At 61.7% G+C, this 20,045-nt stretch carries 22 protein-coding genes; 9 read left to right on the top strand and 13 right to left on the bottom strand.

The annotated features are described in order from the left end of the window. Nucleotides 1–16: 16 nt before the first annotated feature. The 5 genes from HP556_RS23235 to petA form a co-directional block, all read right to left on the bottom strand. A complete protein-coding gene (locus HP556_RS23235; protein WP_175368695.1) occupies nt 17–1,294 on the bottom strand; it encodes a flavin-containing monooxygenase in 1,278 nt (425 codons plus the stop codon). Continuing rightward, complete coding sequence (locus HP556_RS23230; protein ID WP_175368694.1) at nt 1,291–2,256, bottom strand: SDR family oxidoreductase; 966 nt, start codon at nt 2,254–2,256, stop codon at nt 1,291–1,293. The genes HP556_RS23235 and HP556_RS23230 overlap by 4 nt, the downstream gene beginning before the upstream one ends. Then, nucleotides 2,253–3,182, bottom strand: coding sequence for a bile acid:sodium symporter family protein (locus tag HP556_RS23225; protein ID WP_175368693.1), 930 nt, complete (start codon nt 3,180–3,182; stop codon nt 2,253–2,255). The genes HP556_RS23230 and HP556_RS23225 overlap by 4 nt, the downstream gene beginning before the upstream one ends. 169 nt (nt 3,183–3,351) lie before the next feature. After that, complete coding sequence (locus HP556_RS23220; RefSeq protein WP_175368692.1) at nt 3,352–5,421, bottom strand: cytochrome c1; 2,070 nt, start codon at nt 5,419–5,421, stop codon at nt 3,352–3,354. Nucleotides 5,422–5,480: 59 nt separating this feature from the next. Further along, on the bottom strand, nt 5,481–6,008 hold the full coding sequence (gene petA, locus HP556_RS23215; RefSeq protein WP_068733107.1) for a ubiquinol-cytochrome c reductase iron-sulfur subunit: 528 nt from the start codon (nt 6,006–6,008) through the stop codon (nt 5,481–5,483). A gap of 647 nt (nt 6,009–6,655) precedes the next feature. Between petA and HP556_RS23210 the strand changes: the two genes are divergently transcribed. The 4 genes from HP556_RS23210 to HP556_RS23195 all read left to right on the top strand — a co-directional run bounded on the left by HP556_RS23210 (nt 6,656) and on the right by HP556_RS23195 (nt 11,741). After that, complete coding sequence (locus tag HP556_RS23210; RefSeq protein WP_439075587.1) at nt 6,656–8,854, top strand: TonB-dependent siderophore receptor; 2,199 nt, start codon at nt 6,656–6,658, stop codon at nt 8,852–8,854. A gap of 106 nt (nt 8,855–8,960) precedes the next feature. Further along, nucleotides 8,961–10,250, top strand: coding sequence for a siderophore utilization protein FsrB (gene fsrB, locus HP556_RS23205; protein ID WP_089262527.1), 1,290 nt, complete (start codon nt 8,961–8,963; stop codon nt 10,248–10,250). 86 nt (nt 10,251–10,336) lie between these two features. Continuing rightward, nucleotides 10,337–10,786 (top strand): TrmH family RNA methyltransferase, encoded by a 450-nt coding sequence (locus HP556_RS23200; RefSeq protein ID WP_175368691.1) that lies wholly within the window; start codon nt 10,337–10,339, stop codon nt 10,784–10,786. 169 nt (nt 10,787–10,955) lie between these two features. After that, nucleotides 10,956–11,741: a hypothetical protein gene (locus tag HP556_RS23195; RefSeq protein ID WP_175368690.1), complete on the top strand. Its 786-nt coding sequence runs from the start codon at nt 10,956–10,958 to the stop codon at nt 11,739–11,741. A gap of 24 nt (nt 11,742–11,765) precedes the next feature. Here the strand turns inward: HP556_RS23195 and HP556_RS23190 are convergent, their stop codons facing one another. After that, nucleotides 11,766–12,308 (bottom strand): hypothetical protein, encoded by a 543-nt coding sequence (locus tag HP556_RS23190; RefSeq protein WP_175368689.1) that lies wholly within the window; start codon nt 12,306–12,308, stop codon nt 11,766–11,768. A gap of 191 nt (nt 12,309–12,499) precedes the next feature. Here HP556_RS23190 and queE point away from each other — a divergent pair, with 191 nt between their 5' ends. Both queE and HP556_RS23180 read left to right on the top strand, forming a co-directional pair. After that, the gene (queE, locus tag HP556_RS23185; protein ID WP_175368688.1) at nt 12,500–13,132 is read left to right on the top strand and encodes a 7-carboxy-7-deazaguanine synthase; all 633 of its coding nucleotides are present in this window, start codon (nt 12,500–12,502) and stop codon (nt 13,130–13,132) included. 31 nt (nt 13,133–13,163) lie between these two features. Further along, entirely contained in the window at nt 13,164–13,529 is a 366-nt protein-coding gene (locus tag HP556_RS23180) for a 6-pyruvoyl trahydropterin synthase family protein (RefSeq protein WP_089262534.1), read from the top strand. 80 nt (nt 13,530–13,609) lie between these two features. Here HP556_RS23180 and HP556_RS23175 read toward each other — a convergent pair whose 3' ends face one another. Next, complete coding sequence (locus tag HP556_RS23175) at nt 13,610–14,059, bottom strand: PaaI family thioesterase (protein ID WP_175368687.1); 450 nt, start codon at nt 14,057–14,059, stop codon at nt 13,610–13,612. Between the two features lie 98 nt (nt 14,060–14,157). Beyond that, nucleotides 14,158–14,637 (bottom strand): MarR family winged helix-turn-helix transcriptional regulator, encoded by a 480-nt coding sequence (locus HP556_RS23170; protein WP_120288360.1) that lies wholly within the window; start codon nt 14,635–14,637, stop codon nt 14,158–14,160. Between the two features lie 29 nt (nt 14,638–14,666). On the opposite strand from HP556_RS23170, the gene HP556_RS23165 reads away from it, so the two are divergent. From HP556_RS23165 to HP556_RS23155, 3 genes are all read left to right on the top strand, one after another. Then, entirely contained in the window at nt 14,667–15,041 is a 375-nt protein-coding gene (locus HP556_RS23165) for a nuclear transport factor 2 family protein (RefSeq protein ID WP_175368686.1), read from the top strand. Nucleotides 15,042–15,148: 107 nt separating this feature from the next. After that, nucleotides 15,149–15,871 (top strand): aspartate/glutamate racemase family protein, encoded by a 723-nt coding sequence (locus HP556_RS23160; protein WP_175368685.1) that lies wholly within the window; start codon nt 15,149–15,151, stop codon nt 15,869–15,871. Nucleotides 15,872–15,953: 82 nt separating this feature from the next. Beyond that, entirely contained in the window at nt 15,954–16,205 is a 252-nt protein-coding gene (locus tag HP556_RS23155) for a YodC family protein (RefSeq protein ID WP_093759610.1), read from the top strand. Between the two features lie 47 nt (nt 16,206–16,252). Here HP556_RS23155 and HP556_RS23150 read toward each other — a convergent pair whose 3' ends face one another. The 5 genes from HP556_RS23150 to HP556_RS23130 are packed head-to-tail and all read right to left on the bottom strand — an operon-like array spanning nt 16,253 to nt 19,939. Next, a complete protein-coding gene (locus HP556_RS23150) occupies nt 16,253–17,116 on the bottom strand; it encodes a serine hydrolase domain-containing protein (RefSeq protein ID WP_175368684.1) in 864 nt (287 codons plus the stop codon). 14 nt (nt 17,117–17,130) lie between these two features. Next, nucleotides 17,131–18,384, bottom strand: coding sequence for a CCA tRNA nucleotidyltransferase (locus HP556_RS23145; RefSeq protein WP_175368683.1), 1,254 nt, complete (start codon nt 18,382–18,384; stop codon nt 17,131–17,133). After that, a complete protein-coding gene (locus HP556_RS23140; protein WP_089262546.1) occupies nt 18,381–18,644 on the bottom strand; it encodes a DUF6111 family protein in 264 nt (87 codons plus the stop codon). The genes HP556_RS23145 and HP556_RS23140 overlap by 4 nt, the downstream gene beginning before the upstream one ends. Further along, nucleotides 18,641–19,306 (bottom strand): CoA pyrophosphatase, encoded by a 666-nt coding sequence (locus HP556_RS23135; protein ID WP_175368851.1) that lies wholly within the window; start codon nt 19,304–19,306, stop codon nt 18,641–18,643. The genes HP556_RS23140 and HP556_RS23135 overlap by 4 nt, the downstream gene beginning before the upstream one ends. 21 nt (nt 19,307–19,327) lie before the next feature. Continuing rightward, nucleotides 19,328–19,939: a DUF1285 domain-containing protein gene (locus HP556_RS23130; protein ID WP_175368682.1), complete on the bottom strand. Its 612-nt coding sequence runs from the start codon at nt 19,937–19,939 to the stop codon at nt 19,328–19,330. Nucleotides 19,940–20,045 lie beyond the last annotated feature (106 nt).

The raw sequence follows: 20,045 nt of genomic DNA, 5'->3' as shown, positions 1-20,045 counted from the left end.
ATAGACCCCTCACGTGTCAACTCAACCGGGCCAGCACGCGCTGCAGGTCTCGCTTGTAGGTCAGAAAATCGACAAACAATCCGTGTTCGCCGCCGTCGCGCCGAGGCGGCCGCGCGAACCACTGTGTGATCTCCTGCCGCAGCGTTGCCGCCGCATCCGGCCGCGCGGCCTTGGCCGCGAGATAGGCTGCAATCACGCGGGCCTGCAATGCACGCCCTTCCCAACCCACGCCCGCGCCTTCCAGCAGCCCGGCCACATACAGGCCGTTATCCTCCGACGGAAACATGTTCATGAACAGCCTGGGCGCACCGATCGCGTCCTGCCAATCGAGTGCACGGAGATCGCCGAGAAACGGAAACGTGATCCGATAGCCGGTCGCGAGCAGCACCAGATCGACCTCGTCGCAGCGGCCATCGGCAAACACGACCGACTTGCCGTTGAATTCGCGGACCGGCTTGCGCAAGCTGACATCGCCTTGGCCGAGATGCTGCAGCACCAGCGAATTGACGATCGGTGTGCGGTCATAAAGCCGATGCTGCGGCTTGGGCAGACCGAAACGCTCCGGCGCGCCGACGATGAAGCGCAGGATCGGCTCGTGCAGCCTTGAGCGCAGGTTCTTCGGAATGATGAAGCGCTTCGGCTTGTGATTGCCTTCGTCGGCCGGTTTTCCGGCGAGAAACTTCGGCACGAAATGATTGCCGCCGCGCACGCTCCACAACACTTTATCCGCGCGATGGACCGCATCGACGACAATGTCGCAGCCGGTATTGCCCATGCCCACCACGAGCACGCGCTGGCCGGCGAAGATGTCCGCGGTTTTGTAATCCTTGGCGTGCATCAGTGGGCCATCAAAGGTGCCTGACGTTTTGGGGATCAGGGGATCGCTGAGATGGCCATTGGCGATGATGACGCCGGCATAGTCTGCCGACGTGCCGTCGCTGAGAGCAGCGTGCCATCCACTTTCCTGCCGCGTCAGGCTGCGCAGGCCGGTGTTGAAGCGGATCAGCGGGTAGAGATCGAAATGCCGGGCATAGCTCTGCAGATAATCCAGCACCCGGCGATGGCCCGGATAGGCGGGCCAGTCCTCCGGCATCGGGAAATCCGCAAAAGCCGTGGTGCGCTTCGACGAGATCAGATGCGTCGAGGCATAGACCGCACTCGGCGCCGCGCCATACAGCCACTGCCCGCCGACATCGGCGTTCTGCTCGACGGCTTCCACAGCATGGCCAGCGGCCTTCAGGCTCTGGATTGCGGCAAGACCTGCGGGACCGGCGCCGATGACAAGGAAGGTCATGACATCGGCTCCGGGCGCTCGTCGCGATAGCGTTCGAACACGGCGCGCGCATCAAGCTTGGGCGAATATCCGAATTCGGATTTGAGCCGGGTGTTGTCGAGTACCGGACGATACTGGATGAATTTGACATTCTGCGGTGTCAGTTTGGTCAGCCCGAGCGCATGGAGCAACCATAGCGCGCCCTTCATCATCGCGGGCGGAATCGGAACGAACGGCTTGCCGTTCAGCCGAGCGATCTCGCGCAGGCTGAGCGTACCATCGCCGGCGAGATTATAGATGCCGCCCTTGCCGGTGCGCACCGCCTGCGCCAGTGCCGCCACCACATCGGAATCAGCGATCAGCGAGAACGGCGTTGCGGTGCCACTGAGGCCGGTGACAACAGGTCGCTCGAACAGCGCAGTGATCTGGTTGTTCGTGGTTGACCCAAGCACCGTGCAGGGGCGGAACACGGTCTGCCGCAGTTGCGGATGATCTTGCCGCCATCGCGCCAGCATTTCCTCGACTTCGCGCTTGTTGCGCGCATAGGGAAAGTCCTCGTTGCCGCGTAGCGGATCGGTCTCGCGCAACGGGACGGGATTGTCGGCGTGATAGCCATAGGCCGCGCCGCTCGAAGTCACGATCAGGTGGTCCACACCTGCCGCGAGACAGGCTTCCAGCACATTGCGCGTGCCCAGCACATCGATCTCATAGTCACGCCGGTCGTCGCCTCCGACGGCAACGACCGAGGCGAGATGCACAACGGTGCGCGGCTTCACGCGGGCGATGACATCCTTCAAGGTGGGATCTCGGATGTCGCCATGCTCGTAGGCAATGCCGTTGAGACGCTGTTGCGGTGGCACCTCGCGCAGATCGAGCGCTGTCACCGGCCCGTCACCGCGCGCCAGCTCGCGCAACAGCGCGCCGCCGATGAAGCCAGCAGCGCCGGTGATCAGCACCCCACTATTCGCCATCGCGTCGCTCATGCAGCACCTTCAATGCGTGCCGGATGTGGATCGCGCCGTTTCCACCAGGCCGCCAGCGCCCAGCCGGAGACGAGGTGCCAGACTCCCCAGCCAGCGGCGACCAGCGCAGCCCCGCCAAGCCCGTCGAATTGCGTGAGGATCAGCGCCAGCCCCAGACCGGAATTATGCATGCTGACTTCGATGGTCAGCGCGCGGGTGTCGTAGTCGCTGAGCCCGAGGATTTTCGCGACGCCCCAGCCGAGCGCCACCGCGATGGCGTTATGCAGCACCACGAACGGCAATACGGATGTCGAGAACACCGAGATGTAGCGCCAGTTGGTGATCGTTGCCGCAAGAATAAAGCCGATCAGAAAAACAAAAGACAGGATCTGCAGCGGCCGGCGCAGACGGTCTGCCAACACCGGCAGATGACGCACCGTGAGCAAACCGGCAACCATCGGCACGCCGAGCAGCAGCACGGTCGATCCGATGAACGAGACGGGATCGACGCTCACCTGGCGCAGCAGTGCGGCGGTTTGCGGATTGAGCCCGGCCCAGAACAGGATGTTCAGCGGCGTCGTGACGGACGCAAGCAGGCTGGAGATGCCGGTCATCGACACCGACAGCGCCGTGTTGCCGCGCGCCATATGAGTGATGAGGTTGGAGATGTTGCCACCAGGACAGGCCGCCACCACCATCATGCCAAGCGCGATGGAAGGCTGCGGCTTCAACACCATGGTGATCGCCCATGTGACCGCCGGCAGGAGGATCAGTTGCGCGGCGAGCCCCGCGAGCGGCGCCGCCGGACGTCGGAACACATCGACGAAATCGGTGACGCGAAGATCGAGCGCGACGCCATACATGATCAGCGCCAGCACGATGCCGAGCGCCATCTGGCCACCCGGACTGATGTTCAGCAGAATATCGTCGATCGCCGCGCCCGCCATCCATCCCCCCGATGAGCGTGGATATCCGTGACGCTCACCGAGCCCGCGTCTCCCGCCTTTGCGCGAAGCTTAGTCAACGGTTCCTCGAGAATCCATGGTCCGGGCGCGCACAGGCTGAAAACGAAAAAGGGCCCCATCGGGGGCCCTTTTGAAAGAATGTTTGCGACGCTCAGTGAGCGTTCGCCCAGACCTTCTTCTTCGTGAAATACATCAGGAACGCGAAGATGATCAGGAACACCATCACCTGCAAGCCGATACGCTTGCGGGCCTCGAGATGCGGCTCCGCGGTCCACATCAGGAAGGTCGAAACGTCCTTGGCGTAGTTCTCGACCTTCTGCGGGGTGCCGTCATCATAGGTCACCTGATCGTCGGAGATCGGCTTCGGCATCTTGATGGCATGGCCGGGGAAGTACTTGTTGTAATACGCGCCCGGCGGCAGCGCGAAATCCTTCGGCGCCGGATCGACATAGCCCTGCAGCAGGGCGTCGATATAGTTCGGGCCCTTCTCCTGGAACTGGGTGAAGAAGTCGAACACGAATTGCGGGAAGCCGCGGTCGTAGTTGCGGGCCTTGGCCATCAGTGACAGATCCGGCGGATAGGCGCCGCCATTGGCCGCGCGCGCCGCGTTCTCGTTCGGGAACGGCTTGGGAAATGGATCCGCGAGACGACCGGGACGCTCAAACATGTCGCCGGCATCGTTCGGACCGTCCTGCACCTTGATCTCGGATGCCACTGCCAGCGCCTGAGCCGCAGAGAAGCCCGGGCCGCCCACGTCCGCGAGGTTGCGGAAGTGGATCAGGCTCATCGAGTGACAGGTCGAGCAGACTTCCTTGTAGACTTTGTAACCGCGCTGCAGGGCACCACGGTCAAACTTGCCGAACGGGCCGGCAAACGACCAGCTCAGAGACGGCGGCGTCGGGCCGCCATGCTCGTCGGCAGCCTTGGCGCTCTGCGTGCCGCCGGCCATCAGACCACCGGCGAGAACCAGCGCGACGATCGCGGATGCGACCTTCTTGCCGTATTTGGCCAGCACATCGTCAGCGATCGAGTTCGGCACTGCGCGCGGCGTTTCTATACGGCTGAGGATCGGCAGCACGATCAGGAAGTAGGCGAAGTAGCAGAACGTCAACACGCGGCCGGCGATGATGTAGATGCCTTCCGCGGGCTTGCCGCCGAGCCAGCCGAGCAGGACAGCCACCACGACGAACATCCAGAAGAACTGCTTGGCCAGCGGACGATACTTCGACGACTTGGTCTTGGCGGTATCGAGCCAGGGCAGGAAGGCCAGCACGATGATCGCCGAGAACATCGCGATGACGCCGCCGAGCTTGCTCGGGATCGAACGCAGGATGGCGTAGAACGGCAGGTAGTACCATTCCGGCACGATGTGCGCGGGCGTCACACCCGGATTGGCCGGAATGTAGTTATCGGGATCGCCGAGATAGTTCGGGATGTAGAACACGAACCAGGCGTAGAAGATCATGAAGCAGACCATGCCGAAACCATCCTTGATGGTCGCGTAGGGCGTGAACGGCACGGTATCCTTCTCGGTCTTCGGCTCGACGCCGGCCGGATTGTTCTGACCGGCGACATGTAGCGCCCAGACGTGCAGCACGACGACGCCCGCAATCACGAAGGGCAGCAGGTAATGCAGCGAGAAGAAGCGGTTCAGCGTCGGATTGCCGACCGAATAGCCGCCCCACAGCAGGGTCACGATGCTCTCGCCCACATAGGGAATCGCGGAGAACAGGTTGGTGATGACGGTCGCGCCCCAGAAGCTCATCTGGCCCCACGGCAGCACGTAGCCCATGAAACCGGTCGCCATCATCAGAAGGTAGATGATCACACCAAGGATCCAGAGGATTTCGCGCGGTGCCTTGTACGACCCGTAATACAGGCCACGCAGCATATGGATGTAGACGGCGATGAAGAACATCGATGCACCATTGGAGTGCAGGTAGCGCAGCAGCCAGCCGTAATTCACATCGCGGACAATGCTCTCGACCGAATTGAAGGCCATGTCCACATGCGGCGTGTAGTGCATCGCCAGGATCACACCGGTGACGATCTGTACGCCGAGCATGAAGGAGAGAATGCCGCCGAACGTCCACCAGTAGTTCAGGTTACGCGGTGTCGGATAGGCAACGAAGGAGGAATGGACGAGGCCGATAATTGGCAGACGCTTTTCAATCCACTGCAAAGCGGGATTGGTCGGCTGGTAGGTCGATGGTCCGCTCATGATGCGATCCTGAGAAGAGAAAAACACTATCGGCGCGAGATCGGATGGGATCCGACAGCTCAGCCGATCTTGATCTTGGTGTCAGAGACGAAGGCGTAAGGCGGGATCGGCAGGTTGAGCGGCGCCGGACCCTGACGGATGCGGCCCGAAGTGTCGTAGACCGAACCGTGGCAGGGGCAGAAAAAGCCGTCGTAAGCGCCTTCGTGAGCAATCGGGATACAGCCCAGATGGGTGCAGATGCCGATGACGACCAACCACTGGTCGTGGCCTTCCTTGACGCGGGCCTGATCGGTCTGCGGATCGGGCAGGCTCGACACCGGAACGGCGCGCGCCTCTTCGACCTGCTTCTTGGTCCGGTTCATGATGTAGATCGGCTTGCCGCGCCAGAACACCTTGATGTCCTGCCCCTCGGCGATGGGGGCCAGATCGACCTCGATCGGCGCACCCGCCGCGATGGTCGAAGCATCTGGATTCATTTGAGAAATCAGCGGCCAGACGGCGGCTGCGGCGCCCACTGCAGCCACTGCCCCAGTGGCCACGAACAAGAAATCACGGCGCGTGTGTTCCGCCGAAGACGTTGTCGTCACGATCCCAACCCTTTCTTATCTGCAGCCGGCTTAGACACCCCCGGTCACGCCTTTGCGTTGACCTGAAGCAAAAAACCGACGCCCGCGATTCTCCCCACGGCGGCAGAGGCCTACTAGTCCTTGCCTAACAGGCAGAACACGCAGTCCAGAATCGTTCTATTGGCACCCTTGGTGCGGCAGTGCAAGCCTACGATCGGCGAAGCAAGATGCGATGCACCACAGAATCAACGCCTTTCCGCGCGGCGGATAATTCGGCACGTCGTGACTATCGGAAACGGCCATCAGGCTTTTGGCGGGACAAGGGATCGCGATTCGCAGTCGATAGCGCTCCGCCGGTTTTCCGGACACCTCGCGCGCGCCACGATTCGCGCGACGGTCAGGCAAAAACAGCAACAATTCATGATCGTGAATAATTCTGCGTCGTTTCAGCAACAAATCGCGCTCAAGTAGCGCGTTTGAAGACGTTCTAAATCCCTAATTCTGTTCTCATTCTTCGCCTGCGCTAAAGCGAAAGCATCCAAATTTTACCGGTAGAGCCGGCCTAACTGGGGCATCGCAGCGTCATGACAACATCCCACTTCATCGAATCGGCAACTCGGCTGCACACGCTTCGGGCTCTATGTCTTTGCGCCGTCAGCGGTCTCGCTTTGTCGATTCCGACAGGTACTGCCGACGCTCAGTCTGCCCTGCCGCCAGTGACGGTGGATGCGCCGCAGCAGCGTACGCGTCCGGCGACGGCCAGGCCGACCCAGCGCGCATCGACCAGCCGCGCCGCCCGCACCAATCGCACAGCCCGTGCGCCGCAGGCGGCACCGGTGGCACCAGCCAATCCCAACGCCGGTGAGCGCGCCGGCGGCCCCGTGATCGGTTTCGTCGCCAATCGCAGCGGCTCCGCCACCAAGACCGACACCCCGATCATGGAAACTCCGCAATCGATCTCGGTGATCACCTCCGACCAGATCAAGACCCAGGACGCACAGACCCTCACCCAGGCGCTGCGCTACACCGCGGGCGCCAATGGCGACGTCAATGGCGGTTCCGACACCCGCAATGGCGGCATCCAGATCCGCGGCTTCGACATGACGCAGCAGGGGCTGTATCTCGACGGCCTGCGGCTACCCAGCACGCCCTATATCCATTTCGACAGCCTCGATCCCTTTGGCGCGTCTCGTCTCGAGGTACTGAAAGGGCCGTCCTCGGTGATGTATGGTGGCAGCGGGCCGGGCGGCATTCTCAACTATGTCAGCAAGCTTCCGACCGCCCGGCAGTTCGGCGAAATCTCGGTGTCAGGCGGCAGTTTCGACCGCTATCAGGGCGAGTTCGATTTTGGCGGTCCCGCCAACAAGGAAGGCACGGTGCTCTATCGCCTGACCGGTCTGGTCCGCGACGGCGGCACCCAGGTCGATGACGCCAGGGACAGCCGCGTCTTCATCGCGCCGGCCGTCACCTTCAAGCCGAACGAAGACACCACACTCACAGTGCTGGCGAATTATCAGAAGGAGAAGAACGGCTGGGGTCTGCAGTTCCTGCCGGCATCCGGCACGATCTATCCGAATGCGGGCCGCATCATCCCTATCAACCGCAACACCGGCGAACCCGGCTTCAACAGATACGACAATGAGATCGCTTCGGTTGGCTACCTGTTCGCGCATAACATCAACGACAACCTGACCTTCCGGCAGAACCTGCGCTACTCGTGGATGCACAACGAATCCGACAGCATCAATGCCGGCGGTTACCTCGACGAAGCCGCCGGGCTGCTCTACCGCTACGGCGGATCATCGGCCTCGACGATCAACTCCATCGCCGTCGACAACCAGCTGGAGGGCCACTTCACCACCGGCATCCTGAGCCACACCACGCTGTTCGGCATAGACTATCGAAACACGACATCGACCGACGTCAACACGAGCTACAGCGCCGATCCCCTCAACGTCTTCAACCCCGTCTACACCAACACCTGGACCAAGGGCGCCCTCTACGAAGACTATCGCGTGAAGCAATCGCAGGTCGGCATCTATGCCCAGGACCAGATCAAGCTCGGCCGGCTCTCGGTCCAGCTCGGCGGCCGGCAGGATTTCGCCAAGACGACCTACGACAACTACATGGACGGTTCATCGACCTCCACCGACGCCTCGGCCTTCACCGGTCGTGCGGGCGTGATCTACAATTTCGACAGCGGCGTGGCGCCCTATTACAGCTACTCGGAGTCGTTCCTGCCGGTGCTGAACATCGCCAATGGCAGTCTGCTGGCGCCGGAAACAGCGCATCAGCATGAGGTCGGCATCAAGTATCAGCCGGTCGGCATCAATGCGATGATCACGCTTGCCGCCTTCGACCTGACCCGGCAAAATGTCGTTCGCTTCCTGCCTGTTGCGCCATTCACGGCGATTCAAACCGGCGAGGTCAATTCGCGCGGCATCGAAGTGGAAGCCACCGCCACCCTCGCCGCCGGCTTCAATGTCCGCGCCGCCTATTCCTACATCGACATCGAAGTCACCAAGGATCCGGTGAATGTTGGCAAGGCTCTGACCACCGTGCCGATGAATCGCTTGGGCATCTGGAGCGACTACACGATGCAAGGCGGCCTGTTCGAGGGCGTCCAGGTCGGCGGCGGCATTCGCTATATCGGCGATAGCTGGGCCGACGATGCCAACACAAGCAAGGTGCCGGGAGCCACCGTGGTCGACGCGCTGCTGGCCTATAATCAGAAGAACTACCGGCTCGCGCTCAACGTCACCAACATTGCGGACACCCGCTATGTTTCATCCTGCTACAGCCCCGTCTATGGCTGCTTCTACGGTGACTCGCGCAAAGTCGTCGCCAAGCTGACCTATCGCTGGTGAACATTAGAATCACCCTAAAACGCGACAATACGCCACCGCCGGTCTCTCGACCGGCAGTGGCGACACTTGGTAGTAAACGCGACCACAACAACACGGGCGGAACGCCATGAGATCGATCTTCGGGCGCCTGCATCGCTGGGCTGGACTCCTCACCGCCGCCTTCCTGTTCTTCTCGGGCGTCACCGGCGCGGTTATCTCGTGGGATCACGAGCTTGACGATCTTCTCAACAGCAAGCTGAAGGATGTCACCACCGCAGGCCCCGCCAAACCGTCGATCGAACTCGCGGGCTTGATCGAGCAGCGCGATCCGCGCGCGCGCGTGATCCACATGTACATGACGCCGGAAAAGAATGAGTCGCTCTCGTTCTTTGTTCTGCCGCGGATCGATCCCACGACAAGCAAGCGTTACACGCTCGATTACAATCAGATCTTCCTCGATCCCAACACCGGTGAGGAACTCGGCCGCCGCTATTGGGGCGCCGTCTGGCCCGTGACCCGCGAGAACTTCGTCTCGTTTCTCTACAAGCTGCACTACACGATGCACATCCCGGAATTCTGGGGCAGCGACCGCTGGGGCATGCGCATCCTCGGCGTCATCGCCATCATCTGGACCATCGATTGCTTCATCGGATTCTATCTGACACTGCCATCGCGCAAACGCGTCAAGGCGGGAGCCGCTCCCGCCGTCGCGCGCGAACTAGGCAAGGGGTTCTGGGCGCGCTGGAAGCCGGCCTGGATGATCAAGACCTCGGGCAGCGCCTACCGGATCAATTTCGACATCCACCGCGCCTTCAGCCTGTGGACCTGGGCCCTGCTCTTCATCATCGCCTTCACGGCGTTCTCGCTGAACCTCTATTTCGAGGTGTTCTCGCCGCTGATGAAGAAGTTCTCGGACTACACGCCGACGCCTTACGAGCAGCGTGAGTATCGTCACCTCGATAATCCGATCGAACCCAAGATGACCTGGGCCCAGATCCTCGAACGCGCCACCGCCGACGGCAAGGCGCGCGGCTGGACCACACCGATCGGCTCGCTGTTCTACGGCCCGGCACACGGCGTGTATCAGGTGTTCTTCTTCGAGCCTGGCGACGATCACGGCGCCGCAGGCGTCGGCCCGCCGTCGCTTTTTTACGACAGCGAAGACGGCCGTCCGCTCGGCGCCAAGCTGCCCTGGGTCGGCACCGCCGCCGACATCTTTGTGCAGATGCAGTTCCCGATGCATTCGGGACGAATCCTGGGTCTGCCCGGCCGCATCCTGATTTCGGCGATGGGCCTGGTCGTGGCGGCGCTCTCAGTGACCGGCGTGGTGATCTGGTGGCGCAAGCGCCGCGCACGCGTGAAGGTACGCGAGACAACGGAAGCACGTTCGAATACGCGACTCGCGCCGGCGGAATAGAGCCGCCGGCCTTGTCCGACTGCATGTCAGGCGCTATCGCCTGACATGGGTCGCGTCGATCAAGATGCGGCCGGAGAAAGTCCGCCGTGCGCATCGCCCTCTACCAGCCTGACATTCCGCAGAACACCGGCACCATCCTGCGGCTCTGTGCCTGTCTCGATGTCGAAGCTCATATTATCGAACCGGCGGGCTTTCCGACCTCCGACCGCCATTTCCGCCGCGCCGGCATGGACTATCTCGATCAGGTATCGATCGTCCGGCACGATTCATGGCGGCATTTCGAGGACTGGCGGCGCAAGGCCGGTCATCGCCTCGCGCTGTTCACCACCAAGGGCGCGGAGCCCTATCTCGATCATCGCTATGACACCAATGACATCCTGATGTTCGGGCGGGAATCCGCCGGGGTGCCGGACGACGTCGCAGCGGCTGCCGATACACGGCTGGTGATTCCGATGCGCCAGGATCTGCGCTCGATCAATCTGGCGATGACGGTGGCCATGGCGCTCGGTGAAGCGCTCAGGCAGACGCGCGGCTAGAGCGCGACCCCGAGAAGCGGCCGCCGATTTTCGGACAGCATCACGTTCATACAAACAGAGGACTCTGAGGCACGTTCTTCGACAAACGTCATGATTTGTTAACGACGCGCGCAGCGACGTCTTTAAGACGGACGGGATACTGATACCGGTCATTATCGGGAGACCCTTGATGACTCGCACCCGTCCGTCAGTTCTCAACATGCTCGTATGGGCCTACTGGGATTTGTATCATGCCCTACGAACGGCTTGGCTTCCTGCACTGATCGCGACTGCGATCGTATCCATCGGCACTGTGGCGGCGCTGATTGGACCGTTGTTCCTGACACGAGATCCAATCGCACAAGCGCTTGCCCGACAAACGATAACGACCGGATTATGTTTCCTGCTGACGCCGTTCTTGCTAGCAATCCATCGACTTGTCGTGCTCGGCGAATTGACCCAGCAATACGATTTCACACCGTCCGAACCGCGTTTCCAGTCATATTTCGGCTGGCTCGCTTTGGCTGTTTTCATCATGGGCGTGCCATCACTTCTGGAAGCCCTCACGACGCCAAGAGGTCCTGTTTATTATAGCGCTGGTCAATCATTCCCCGGCTCCAGTCGCTCGGTGGTCGTGACCATTATCCATCTCACCGGCTTGGTCGCCGTCCAGTATTGCCTCGCACTTCTACCGGCGGTGGCTGTCGATGCCCCGGGAGCCACCTGGCAAAATGCAGTAAGCGACACACGCCGTCACATCTGGTTCGTGCTCATGGCAACGATCCTGCCGCTTATTCCAATCGGCTTGCTTGCTCTTGCGGTCGCACCGCTGGTGGGCTCGAGAAACCATGTGGGTATGGTTGTGAGTACGCTGTGGTTCGGCGCAATACTGGTTGTTGCGTTGACGCTCGTGGCCGTAGTCGCCTCGCGTCTCTACCAGCTCATAGGCGACCGACTGAACGTGCCGTTACGCTGAGGGTTGATGCCCGAGATGGGCTGACTACCGCCCGCTCGGCACACGCGTGGCGATGTAGTCCTTGCCCTTCGCCGTGAAGGTTTCGCGGATGATGAAGCCATCCGCCGGCGACATCGGACCGATCGGCACCGGGCCGGTGGGCATGATCAGCGTGGCATTGCCACCAACGAAGATCAGCAGGTGGCGACGTTCTGCCAGCAGCTTCTCCGACCAGGCGATCAGGCCGGAATGGATCGGCTCCTTCTGCCAGGCGAAAGGCGAGCCGGGATCGACCTGCCCATAGATGAACCCGGTGGTCGGATAGACCGAGAACACGATTTTGGAGTTTTCCGGCTTCCAGGATTCCGGCATCTCGTCGTCCTGGATCCAGACGCAATCGAAGGCGCGGCATTGCTGCGGCCGGGTGTCATAGATCTTGCAGCCCTGCGCGATCGCGCAGTGCTTGCACCACTTGCCGGCCGGCTTGGCGAGGTCGTCGATGCGATAGACCTTGCAGCACATGGTGCAGGTCCCGCACGTACGCGTGGCGGCGGCAGAACTGCCGGATGTGACGAGCGACGGCTGCATGGTATCCAGGTGCGACAATTTGACGTGATGTCATCGACCTTTGGCGGCCCGCGCCGGACATCGCAATTGACATGTCGGTGATCGGCCGGGACATCCACCGGCCAGCCGTGCTAAGAGCCGCGGCTTACCCCATATGGAACCGAGATGTGCCCGAGCCGGATCGGGCATGCCGGTTTTAGAGAGCTAAGACAGTGAGTTACGCGGTCAAAGAGATTTTCCTGACACTACAGGGCGAAGGCGCCCATGCCGGCCGCGCGTCTGTATTCTGCCGGTTTTCCGGCTGTAATCTCTGGACGGGCCGGGAACAGGACCGCGCCGAGGCCACCTGCCAGTTCTGCGACACCGACTTCGTCGGTATGGACGGCACGCTGGGCGGTCGTTACCCCACCGCCGACCAGCTCGCCGACACCATCGCCGCGCAATGGGTGGGCCCTTCCGATAACCGCTATGTGGTGCTGACCGGCGGCGAGCCGCTGCTGCAGGTGGACGCCGAACTGATCGACGCATTGCATGCGCGCGGCTTCGAGATCGGCGTCGAGACCAACGGCACGGTCGCGCCGCCCGAAGGCATCGACTGGATCTGCGTCAGCCCGAAGGCCGGTGCGGAACTGGTGGTGCACAGCGGACACGAATTGAAGCTGGTCTATCCGCAACCACAGGCGATGCCGGAGAAATTCGAAGGCCTCACCTTCGAGCGTTTCTCGTTGCAGCCGATGGACGGCCCGGACGCCATCAGCAATACCGCTGACGCGGTGGACTATTGCCTGCGCCATCCGCAATGGCGACTGAGCGTGCAGACACACAAGACACTTGGGATCCGCTAAGGACCTGGACTTCTAAGGACGACGACTTCCGATGTGGGAATTGACCAAATCGTTTCGCTTCGAGGCAGCGCATGCGCTGTCCCACACCACGCTCGGCGAAGTGAGCCAGGAAATCCATGGCCACTCCTTCCGCGCCGAAGTCACCATCCGCGGCGTGCCGGATCCCGTGACCGGCATGGTGATGGATCTCGGCTTGCTCGACCGCAGCCTCGATGAGCTGCGCAAGACGCTCGACCACAAGTTTCTCAACAAGATCGAAGCGATCGGCATTCCGACGCTGGAAAATCTCTCGCGCTTCATCTGGGACCGCGTCGCCGACAAGGCTCCGGTCGTCCGCGTCGGCGTGTTTCGCGACAGCTGCAACGAGAGCTGCGTATATTTCGGTCCGAAGGGTTAGAGTCTTTATTGGAGTATGATCTCTCGACAAACGAATTCGTTTGTCGGCGAAAAGCGGAATCCAGTTTTCGGGATCATGCTCTAGTCTTTCCCTGTGATCATGCAGGTCGCGGTCGCATGCGCGCAAAGCCTGCCATCCTTGTCGGTTAGTGTGCCCTCCGTAGCAGCCATCCTGCGCCCCATGTGAATGATACGGCCTTCGGCGCGGATCGGCCCTGACGCGGCCGTCATGGCACGGATATAGGTGACCTTGAGATCGAACGTCGCGTAACCAGTGCCCGCAGGTAGCGAGGTCTGCACTGCCAATGCGATAGCGCCGTCCAGCATCGTGGCTGCGTAACCGCCATGCACCGTTCCGAGCGGATTGTAGTGATCCTCGTTCGGCGAGCCGACCAGCACAACCTTGCCCTGCTCTGCGGACTCGCCCTTGATGCCGAGTGTGCGGCCGATGCCGCGCGCAAATCCGCCTGCGGCGAAGGCCTGCTGCACAAGCTTCAGGCCGCTGCTCGCGTCACCAATCTCAGTTGTCATGTTTGCCTCCGCCGTCCCGTGAACATCCTTGTTATGGGACCGGGATGGCAGAGCTTGCCTTTCAAGTCAATATTGTTGACCTTAAGACCTGAACTTGGCTAGTCGCGCGCCGCCTCCGCCATCACCGCCGACCATGCGGCCTGGCTGCCCGCCCCCGCCTTCTTGAAGGCGCGGGCCATGATCTTACGCTCATGACCGGATGCGATGCGCTCGACCGCGCGGCCGGCGGGCGTCAGTTCAAGAATCTTGAAACGATGCCGCGTCGGATCGCGCTTGACGGCCACATAGCCCTCATCGAGCAATTGCTTCATCGGGCGATGCAGCGCCTGTTTCGAAATCTGCAGGATCGCCAGTAGATCCGACATCGTAATGCCCTCGCCGCGCAGCACGGCATAGAGAATGCGATGGTGAACCCGAGACAGACCGACCGTCGCCAGATACTCGTCAGCCGCACGCGTCATCCCGCGCCATCCGAAATACATCAGCGCCAGTGCATCATCGAGTGGATCGAGCTTCTTCAGGTCAATAACATTGACTTGATTGCGGGCGGTGTTAGGCTTCACAGAAGATGGGCTCATCGAAGGCTCACGACAGGGAGACAGGATGCATGTTGACGCGGCAGGACGCGATGGCATTCGCGCAGCAATGGGCTACCGACTGGAATCGGCTTGCGATCGATACGATCGTTAATCATTTTGCTCCCGAAGGTGAGATGCGCAGCCCGCTGGCAACGAAACTGGCGGGATCATCCACCATAAAGGGACGCGACGCCATTCGCACCTACTGGCATGCGGCCTATGGCGGGCTGACAGAGCCGCGCCTCACCCTGGAAAGCACCGCCTGGGACGGCGAGTTACAGCGCCTGACGGTCTGGTGGAGCGCGCCGCTGCCCGGTGGACCGACTCGGGCCTGCGAAATGATGGATTTCGACGCCGATCACCAGATCATCCGCAGCGAAGCCTATTACGGCGCCGGTAGCTAAGACCACCGCGAGCGGCACGCCATATGCGCTCCCGCATGCGTTTCGATGATCGCCGTGCATTTCCCGCGCTGACGCCTATAGTGGACGGACTCATCGAGAGCCCCCCTGTGCGCATTCTGTTGATCAATCCCAACACCACCGAGAGCGTCACCACGCTGGTGAAACGGCATGTCGAGGTCATAGCCGGCGATGTCGCGACCTTTGTGCCGGTGACCGGCCGGTTCGGAGCGCGTTACATCTCGACGCGCGCCTCGGCGGCCATCGCAGGCCATGCGGCGCTCGACGCCTATGCGACGCATCGCGACCGCTGCGATGCCGTCTATCTCGCCTGTTTCGGCGACCCTGGCCTGCTGGCTTTGCGCGAGATCGCTGATGTCCCCGTGGTCGGCATGGCGGAGGCATCGTGCATCGAAGCATCCAGACGCGGCCGTTTCGCCATTGTGACGGGCGGCGCGCTCTGGGGGCCGATGCTCCGGGAGTTCGTCGGGAGCATCGGCTTGGCCGACAAGCTCGCCAAGGTGCGCACCGTCGCACCGACCGGCGGCGATATCGCGAGAAACCCCGATGCAGCACTGGCCGCACTCGCCAGCGCCTGCACCGCATGTGCCACGGACGACGGGGCCGAGGTCGTGATCCTTGGCGGCGCAGCACTCGCCGGCCTTGCGTCTCGCATCCAAGCTGACGTGCCGGTACCCGTCTTGTGTTCCGTCGAAACCGGCACGCGTGCCGTGATCGCCGCAGCAGCGAAAGGTCTCGACAGCAGCCCGCCGCCTGCGCTGGAGAGCGTCGGCCTCAGCGCGGAACTCGCAAAACTGCTTCAGCAAAAATAGCTGGTAGAAACATCTCCGTGTTCGGCCTGTCATGACGCGCAGCTAGACTCAGCACGCGTCAAACACATTTCGGGAGCCGACCATGGAATTGAAATCAGGCGATGTCGTCATGCTGAAGTCGGGCGGTTGCCCGCTGACCGTGGCCGACGTTGACGGCGACAACATCGAATGCATCTGGCTGGGCGAGGAAGGCGATCTGTTCCGCGAGACCCTTCCGCGTGCCGTGCTCGAACTCGCCCTCGTCATCCCGCATGACGACGAAGACGAGAGCGAAGAGGACGAAGCTGAAGAACACGACGACGAAGAAGAAGAGCACAAGAGCAAAGTGGCCTGATCAGGCCGTCCGCCGCCGGGCGCAAATGTCCGGCGGCGGCTTGTTGCTCATCTTTGCAGACCGAGTTTGAACGCGTCCGCCTCGATATTGCCTGCAGCACCGTCGGTCGCGAAGACCGCAACGGTTGCTTGCGCATGTTCGGGACAATGATAGACGGCGATGCCACTGCCCGGACCTCCGCCGGTATGCCCGACGACGCGTAAATTACTGGTTGTCGTTCCAGCCATAACGCCAAGGCCGTAAGCCGCGTGTTGCCACGGACGTCCTGTACCGGGATCACCCACTGCGATTCCGTGGCACATCTCGTCGCGCAGCCCCACAGGCAGCAAGTCCGTCGTCATCAAGCGGTGCAATAGCATTGCGGCATCGCGCAATGTCCCGACCGCCAGCCCGTGATAGACCCAGCGCGGATCGTAGGACTGCGCATTGCCCATCCGGACATCGGCGAGATCGCTGCGTTGATTGGCGATGCGCGGCCCGACCACACCGAAGGGTTCGAGCAACCGGTGTCGTATCAAGGCATCGAGCCCCAGCCCGCTCACGCGTTCGAGATGTTCCCGGACCAGCAAATAGCCGACATTCGAATAGGCGAAATGGCCCGGCTCAATTCCGGCATGCAGAGCAGAAACTGAGTGCAGCAGCTGATCCACCGGCCAGGCGTCTTCACCGGCAGCGACAGCCGCATGGTAGGCCGTAACAGAACCGTAGTCGGCCAGACCGGCGCGATGCTGCAACAACTGGCGGAGCGTAAAGGACTCGCCCGGCAACGCATCATCCAGACGCAACTGTCCATCACGCACCATGGTCAGTGCCGCGGCGGCAATCAGCGTCTTGGTAAAACTCCACCACGGCACAACGACGTCGGCATCATCGCTGATATCGGCAGAACCGGGGCGAATGACGTGCTTCATGGTACCGTCGAGACTTAGAGCTGATGGTCGTGCTTGAATCGCGCAATCGTTTGGTCGGCGATAACAGTCAACACATCGACCTCCATCGGAAAGTCCAGCGCCAGCCAGGCATCTTCCGCCAGCGCCAGCACATGGCCGAGCGCCGGGCCCTTGGCGATGCCGCGCGCCATGAAGTCGGCGGCCCTGAGCGGAAACACCGGCGGTGTCCATCGTTCCGGCAAGGTTACGAGCGTTTTCCACGCCTCTACATCGGCATCGCGGCCGGCGCGGGCCCAGGCGAGCATCATGCGGTTGCGATAACGGGTTTCGCCCAAGCGATAGAGCCGCCGCCGGGCATGGGATTCATCCATGCCCTTCAGCCGCCACCAGCGATGGCCCATGGAATCCAAGGCCTTTGTTTCGTCATTGGACAGCCGCAGCTTTTGCGCAAGCCGCCGCGCATCCTCGGTGACGGCCACGCCGAGCGCGCCAAGCCGCAGAACCGCATCGGGTTTTTGCCCAAGCACCTGCTCGATGGCGATCATCGCCGCGAATGGTCCCTTGTAGGTGACGCCGCCCGCGATCCGTAGCATCAGGCCGGCATCGACCATCGCATCCACCGCCGTGAAGGCCCCATCGGCCACCAGCAGCTTCAGCAGCTCCATCCTGATACGTTCGGCCGATATTCCCGCCAGTCCATCACGGCCACGAATGCTGGCGAGATAGCCCTCGCGATCCGGCGTCCCGGCGCCATAGGCGGCATGAATGCGGAAGAACCTGAGAATACGCAGATAGTCTTCGGCGATGCGCCGGTCGGGATCGCCGATGAAGCGCACCCGCCGGGCATCGAGATCGGACAGGCCTCCGACATGATCATGCACCACGCCGTCGATGGATGCCGAAAGGCCGTTCATCGTGAAATCACGTCGTTCGGCATCGCGCTTCCAGTCGCGCCCGAACGCCACCTTGGCCTTGCGGCCAAAGGTCTCGACGTCTTCGCGCAATGTCGTGACCTCGAACGGTGCGCCATCGACCACCAGCGTCACCGTACCGTGCTCAATGCCCGTCGGGACGCTCTTGATATGGGCCGCCTTGGCGCGGCGGATCACTTCATCGGGCATGGCCGTCGTGGCTATATCGATTTCGCCCACTGGCAATTTCATCAGAGCGTTGCGCACAGCGCCGCCGACCGCGCGGGCTTCCTCGCCATTGCCATTGAGCAGCGCCAGCACCTGCCCGGACGGTCCTGACGTGAGCCACGGCGCGTCGTGCAGTTTGCGCACGCTCATTTTTCGACCCCGGGAACGAGCCTGCCGTTTTCGATATGCGCCGGGACATAGGTCGATCCCGGCGGCGCGCCGGAAAACTGCGCCAGCAGCACGAGGCTGACAATCACCAGCACGGCGGCAGCGATGGCGAGCCTGATCATCACCGGCATCGGCCATGACGATTTCAGTGTCACGCCATTCTTGGTCGCGATGAGGAAAATGGCATAAAGAGCGAACGGGATGAGGAAAATGCCGACTTCGGTCAGAACCGGACGGATCATGTGAGCACGATCCGTTCATACAGCACGCGCAGGATGCCTGCGGTAGCGCCCCAAATATAACGTTCGGCGAACGGCATCGCGTAATAGGACCGCTCCATGCCGCGGAATTCCTTGCTGTGCAACTGATGATTGGCGGGGTCCATCAGAAACGCCAGCGGCACCTCGAATGCGCTTTCGACTTCGTTCTCGTTGATCGTGAGACTGAAGCCCGGCTTCACCCGCGCCAGCGTCGGCAGGATGCGAAAGCCGAAGCCGGTCGCATACAGGTCGAGATAGCCGATCGGCTCGACGAAGGAGCGATCGAGACCGATTTCCTCCTCGGCCTCGCGCAACGCGGCGTCCAGCGGCGAGACATCGGTCGGATCGATCTTGCCACCGGGAAACGAGATCTGTCCGGCATGATCGTTGAGATGCGCGGAGCGCTGGGTAAGCAGCACGGTTGGTTGTTCGTGTTCGACGATGCCGATCAGGACCGCGGCCGGACGGATCGGCCGCTCCTGCGCCACAATCTGGATCATGCGGTCGTTGCCGGCATCGCCGGTGACGGGAATGATGCTGGCATCGGTGAGCCCCTCTGGCACATCGAAATTCAGGCGTGCCTTCGCCCGCTTGAAAAACTCAACTGAACCGATATCCGCGGCATCCGCGTCGGTCTTCAGCATCGGCTCATTCGCCCGGCTCACTTATGTAGCTTCCCTCACCTGCTCCGCATCGGCCATGGCGAAAAACGCGCCCGCGGAGGCGATGCCGAACATCGCAGTACCATCGACCATCCGCTCCTCGCCCATGTCAACCAGATCGTAATAGACCGCCCGCGTCACCTTGGCCCATAGGTCACTGCGGACATGCAGATAGGGCGTCAACCCGCCGTCCTCAGCCATCTCGAATCGCAGCCGGTGTATGCTGTCACACTCCACCCAATCGTCCACATTGGTGCGAAACTTCAACACCGTGCCGCGCGTGTCCTGCTCCTTGAGCATCTCGACGGCGAGAAATGGGGCATCGTCCACGGTGATGCCGACCTTTTCCACGGGGGTCACGAGAAAGTGCTTGCCGCCCTCACGCTTCAGGATCGTTGAGAACAACCGCACCAATGCGGGCCGGCCGATCGGCGTCCCCAAATAGAACCACGTACCATCGCCAGCGATTCGCATGTCGAGATCGCCGCAGAATGGCGGATTCCACAGATGCACCGGCGGCAGGCCCTTGCCGGCTTTACCGTTGGCCGCCGCATCCTTCGCCGCAGTTGTCAGGCCATCCAGCCCCTGATTTGCGATCTGCCCTTGCTTCGCCATTGTTTGCCCTGACTTTACCACTGCCATTTGGCACGTTTGGTGCAAGTCTTGAACCTCAAGTCTTGAAACGTGCGGTGTCACATTCAAACTCGCCACAACGTGATGC

The sequence above is a fragment of the Tardiphaga robiniae genome, from assembly GCF_013359755.1.
Classification (GTDB): domain Bacteria; phylum Pseudomonadota; class Alphaproteobacteria; order Rhizobiales; family Xanthobacteraceae; genus Tardiphaga; species Tardiphaga robiniae.
The sequence above is the reverse complement of the archived record's forward strand: the minus strand, read 5'-3'. Positions and strand labels throughout refer to the sequence as shown.

Coding starts and splice junctions, on each gene's coding strand:
- HP556_RS23145 (WP_175368683.1), bottom strand. CDS start 18,384: ATGAGCGTGCGCAAACTGCACGACGCGCCGTGGCTCACGTCAGGACCG.
- HP556_RS23165 (WP_175368686.1), top strand. CDS start 14,667: ATGTTGACGCGGCAGGACGCGATGGCATTCGCGCAGCAATGGGCTACC.
- HP556_RS23135 (WP_175368851.1), bottom strand. CDS start 19,306: ATGCTGAAGACCGACGCGGATGCCGCGGATATCGGTTCAGTTGAGTTT.
- HP556_RS23230 (WP_175368694.1), bottom strand. CDS start 2,256: ATGAGCGACGCGATGGCGAATAGTGGGGTGCTGATCACCGGCGCTGCT.
- HP556_RS23155 (WP_093759610.1), top strand. CDS start 15,954: ATGGAATTGAAATCAGGCGATGTCGTCATGCTGAAGTCGGGCGGTTGC.
- fsrB (WP_089262527.1), top strand. CDS start 8,961: ATGAGATCGATCTTCGGGCGCCTGCATCGCTGGGCTGGACTCCTCACC.
- HP556_RS23235 (WP_175368695.1), bottom strand. CDS start 1,294: ATGACCTTCCTTGTCATCGGCGCCGGTCCCGCAGGTCTTGCCGCAATC.
- HP556_RS23150 (WP_175368684.1), bottom strand. CDS start 17,116: ATGAAGCACGTCATTCGCCCCGGTTCTGCCGATATCAGCGATGATGCC.
- HP556_RS23225 (WP_175368693.1), bottom strand. CDS start 3,182: ATGGCGGGCGCGGCGATCGACGATATTCTGCTGAACATCAGTCCGGGT.
- HP556_RS23220 (WP_175368692.1), bottom strand. CDS start 5,421: ATGAGCGGACCATCGACCTACCAGCCGACCAATCCCGCTTTGCAGTGG.
- HP556_RS23140 (WP_089262546.1), bottom strand. CDS start 18,644: ATGATCCGTCCGGTTCTGACCGAAGTCGGCATTTTCCTCATCCCGTTC.
- HP556_RS23190 (WP_175368689.1), bottom strand. CDS start 12,308: ATGCAGCCGTCGCTCGTCACATCCGGCAGTTCTGCCGCCGCCACGCGT.
- HP556_RS23170 (WP_120288360.1), bottom strand. CDS start 14,637: ATGAGCCCATCTTCTGTGAAGCCTAACACCGCCCGCAATCAAGTCAAT.
- HP556_RS23130 (WP_175368682.1), bottom strand. CDS start 19,939: ATGGCGAAGCAAGGGCAGATCGCAAATCAGGGGCTGGATGGCCTGACA.
- HP556_RS23195 (WP_175368690.1), top strand. CDS start 10,956: ATGACTCGCACCCGTCCGTCAGTTCTCAACATGCTCGTATGGGCCTAC.
- HP556_RS23180 (WP_089262534.1), top strand. CDS start 13,164: ATGTGGGAATTGACCAAATCGTTTCGCTTCGAGGCAGCGCATGCGCTG.
- HP556_RS23175 (WP_175368687.1), bottom strand. CDS start 14,059: ATGACAACTGAGATTGGTGACGCGAGCAGCGGCCTGAAGCTTGTGCAG.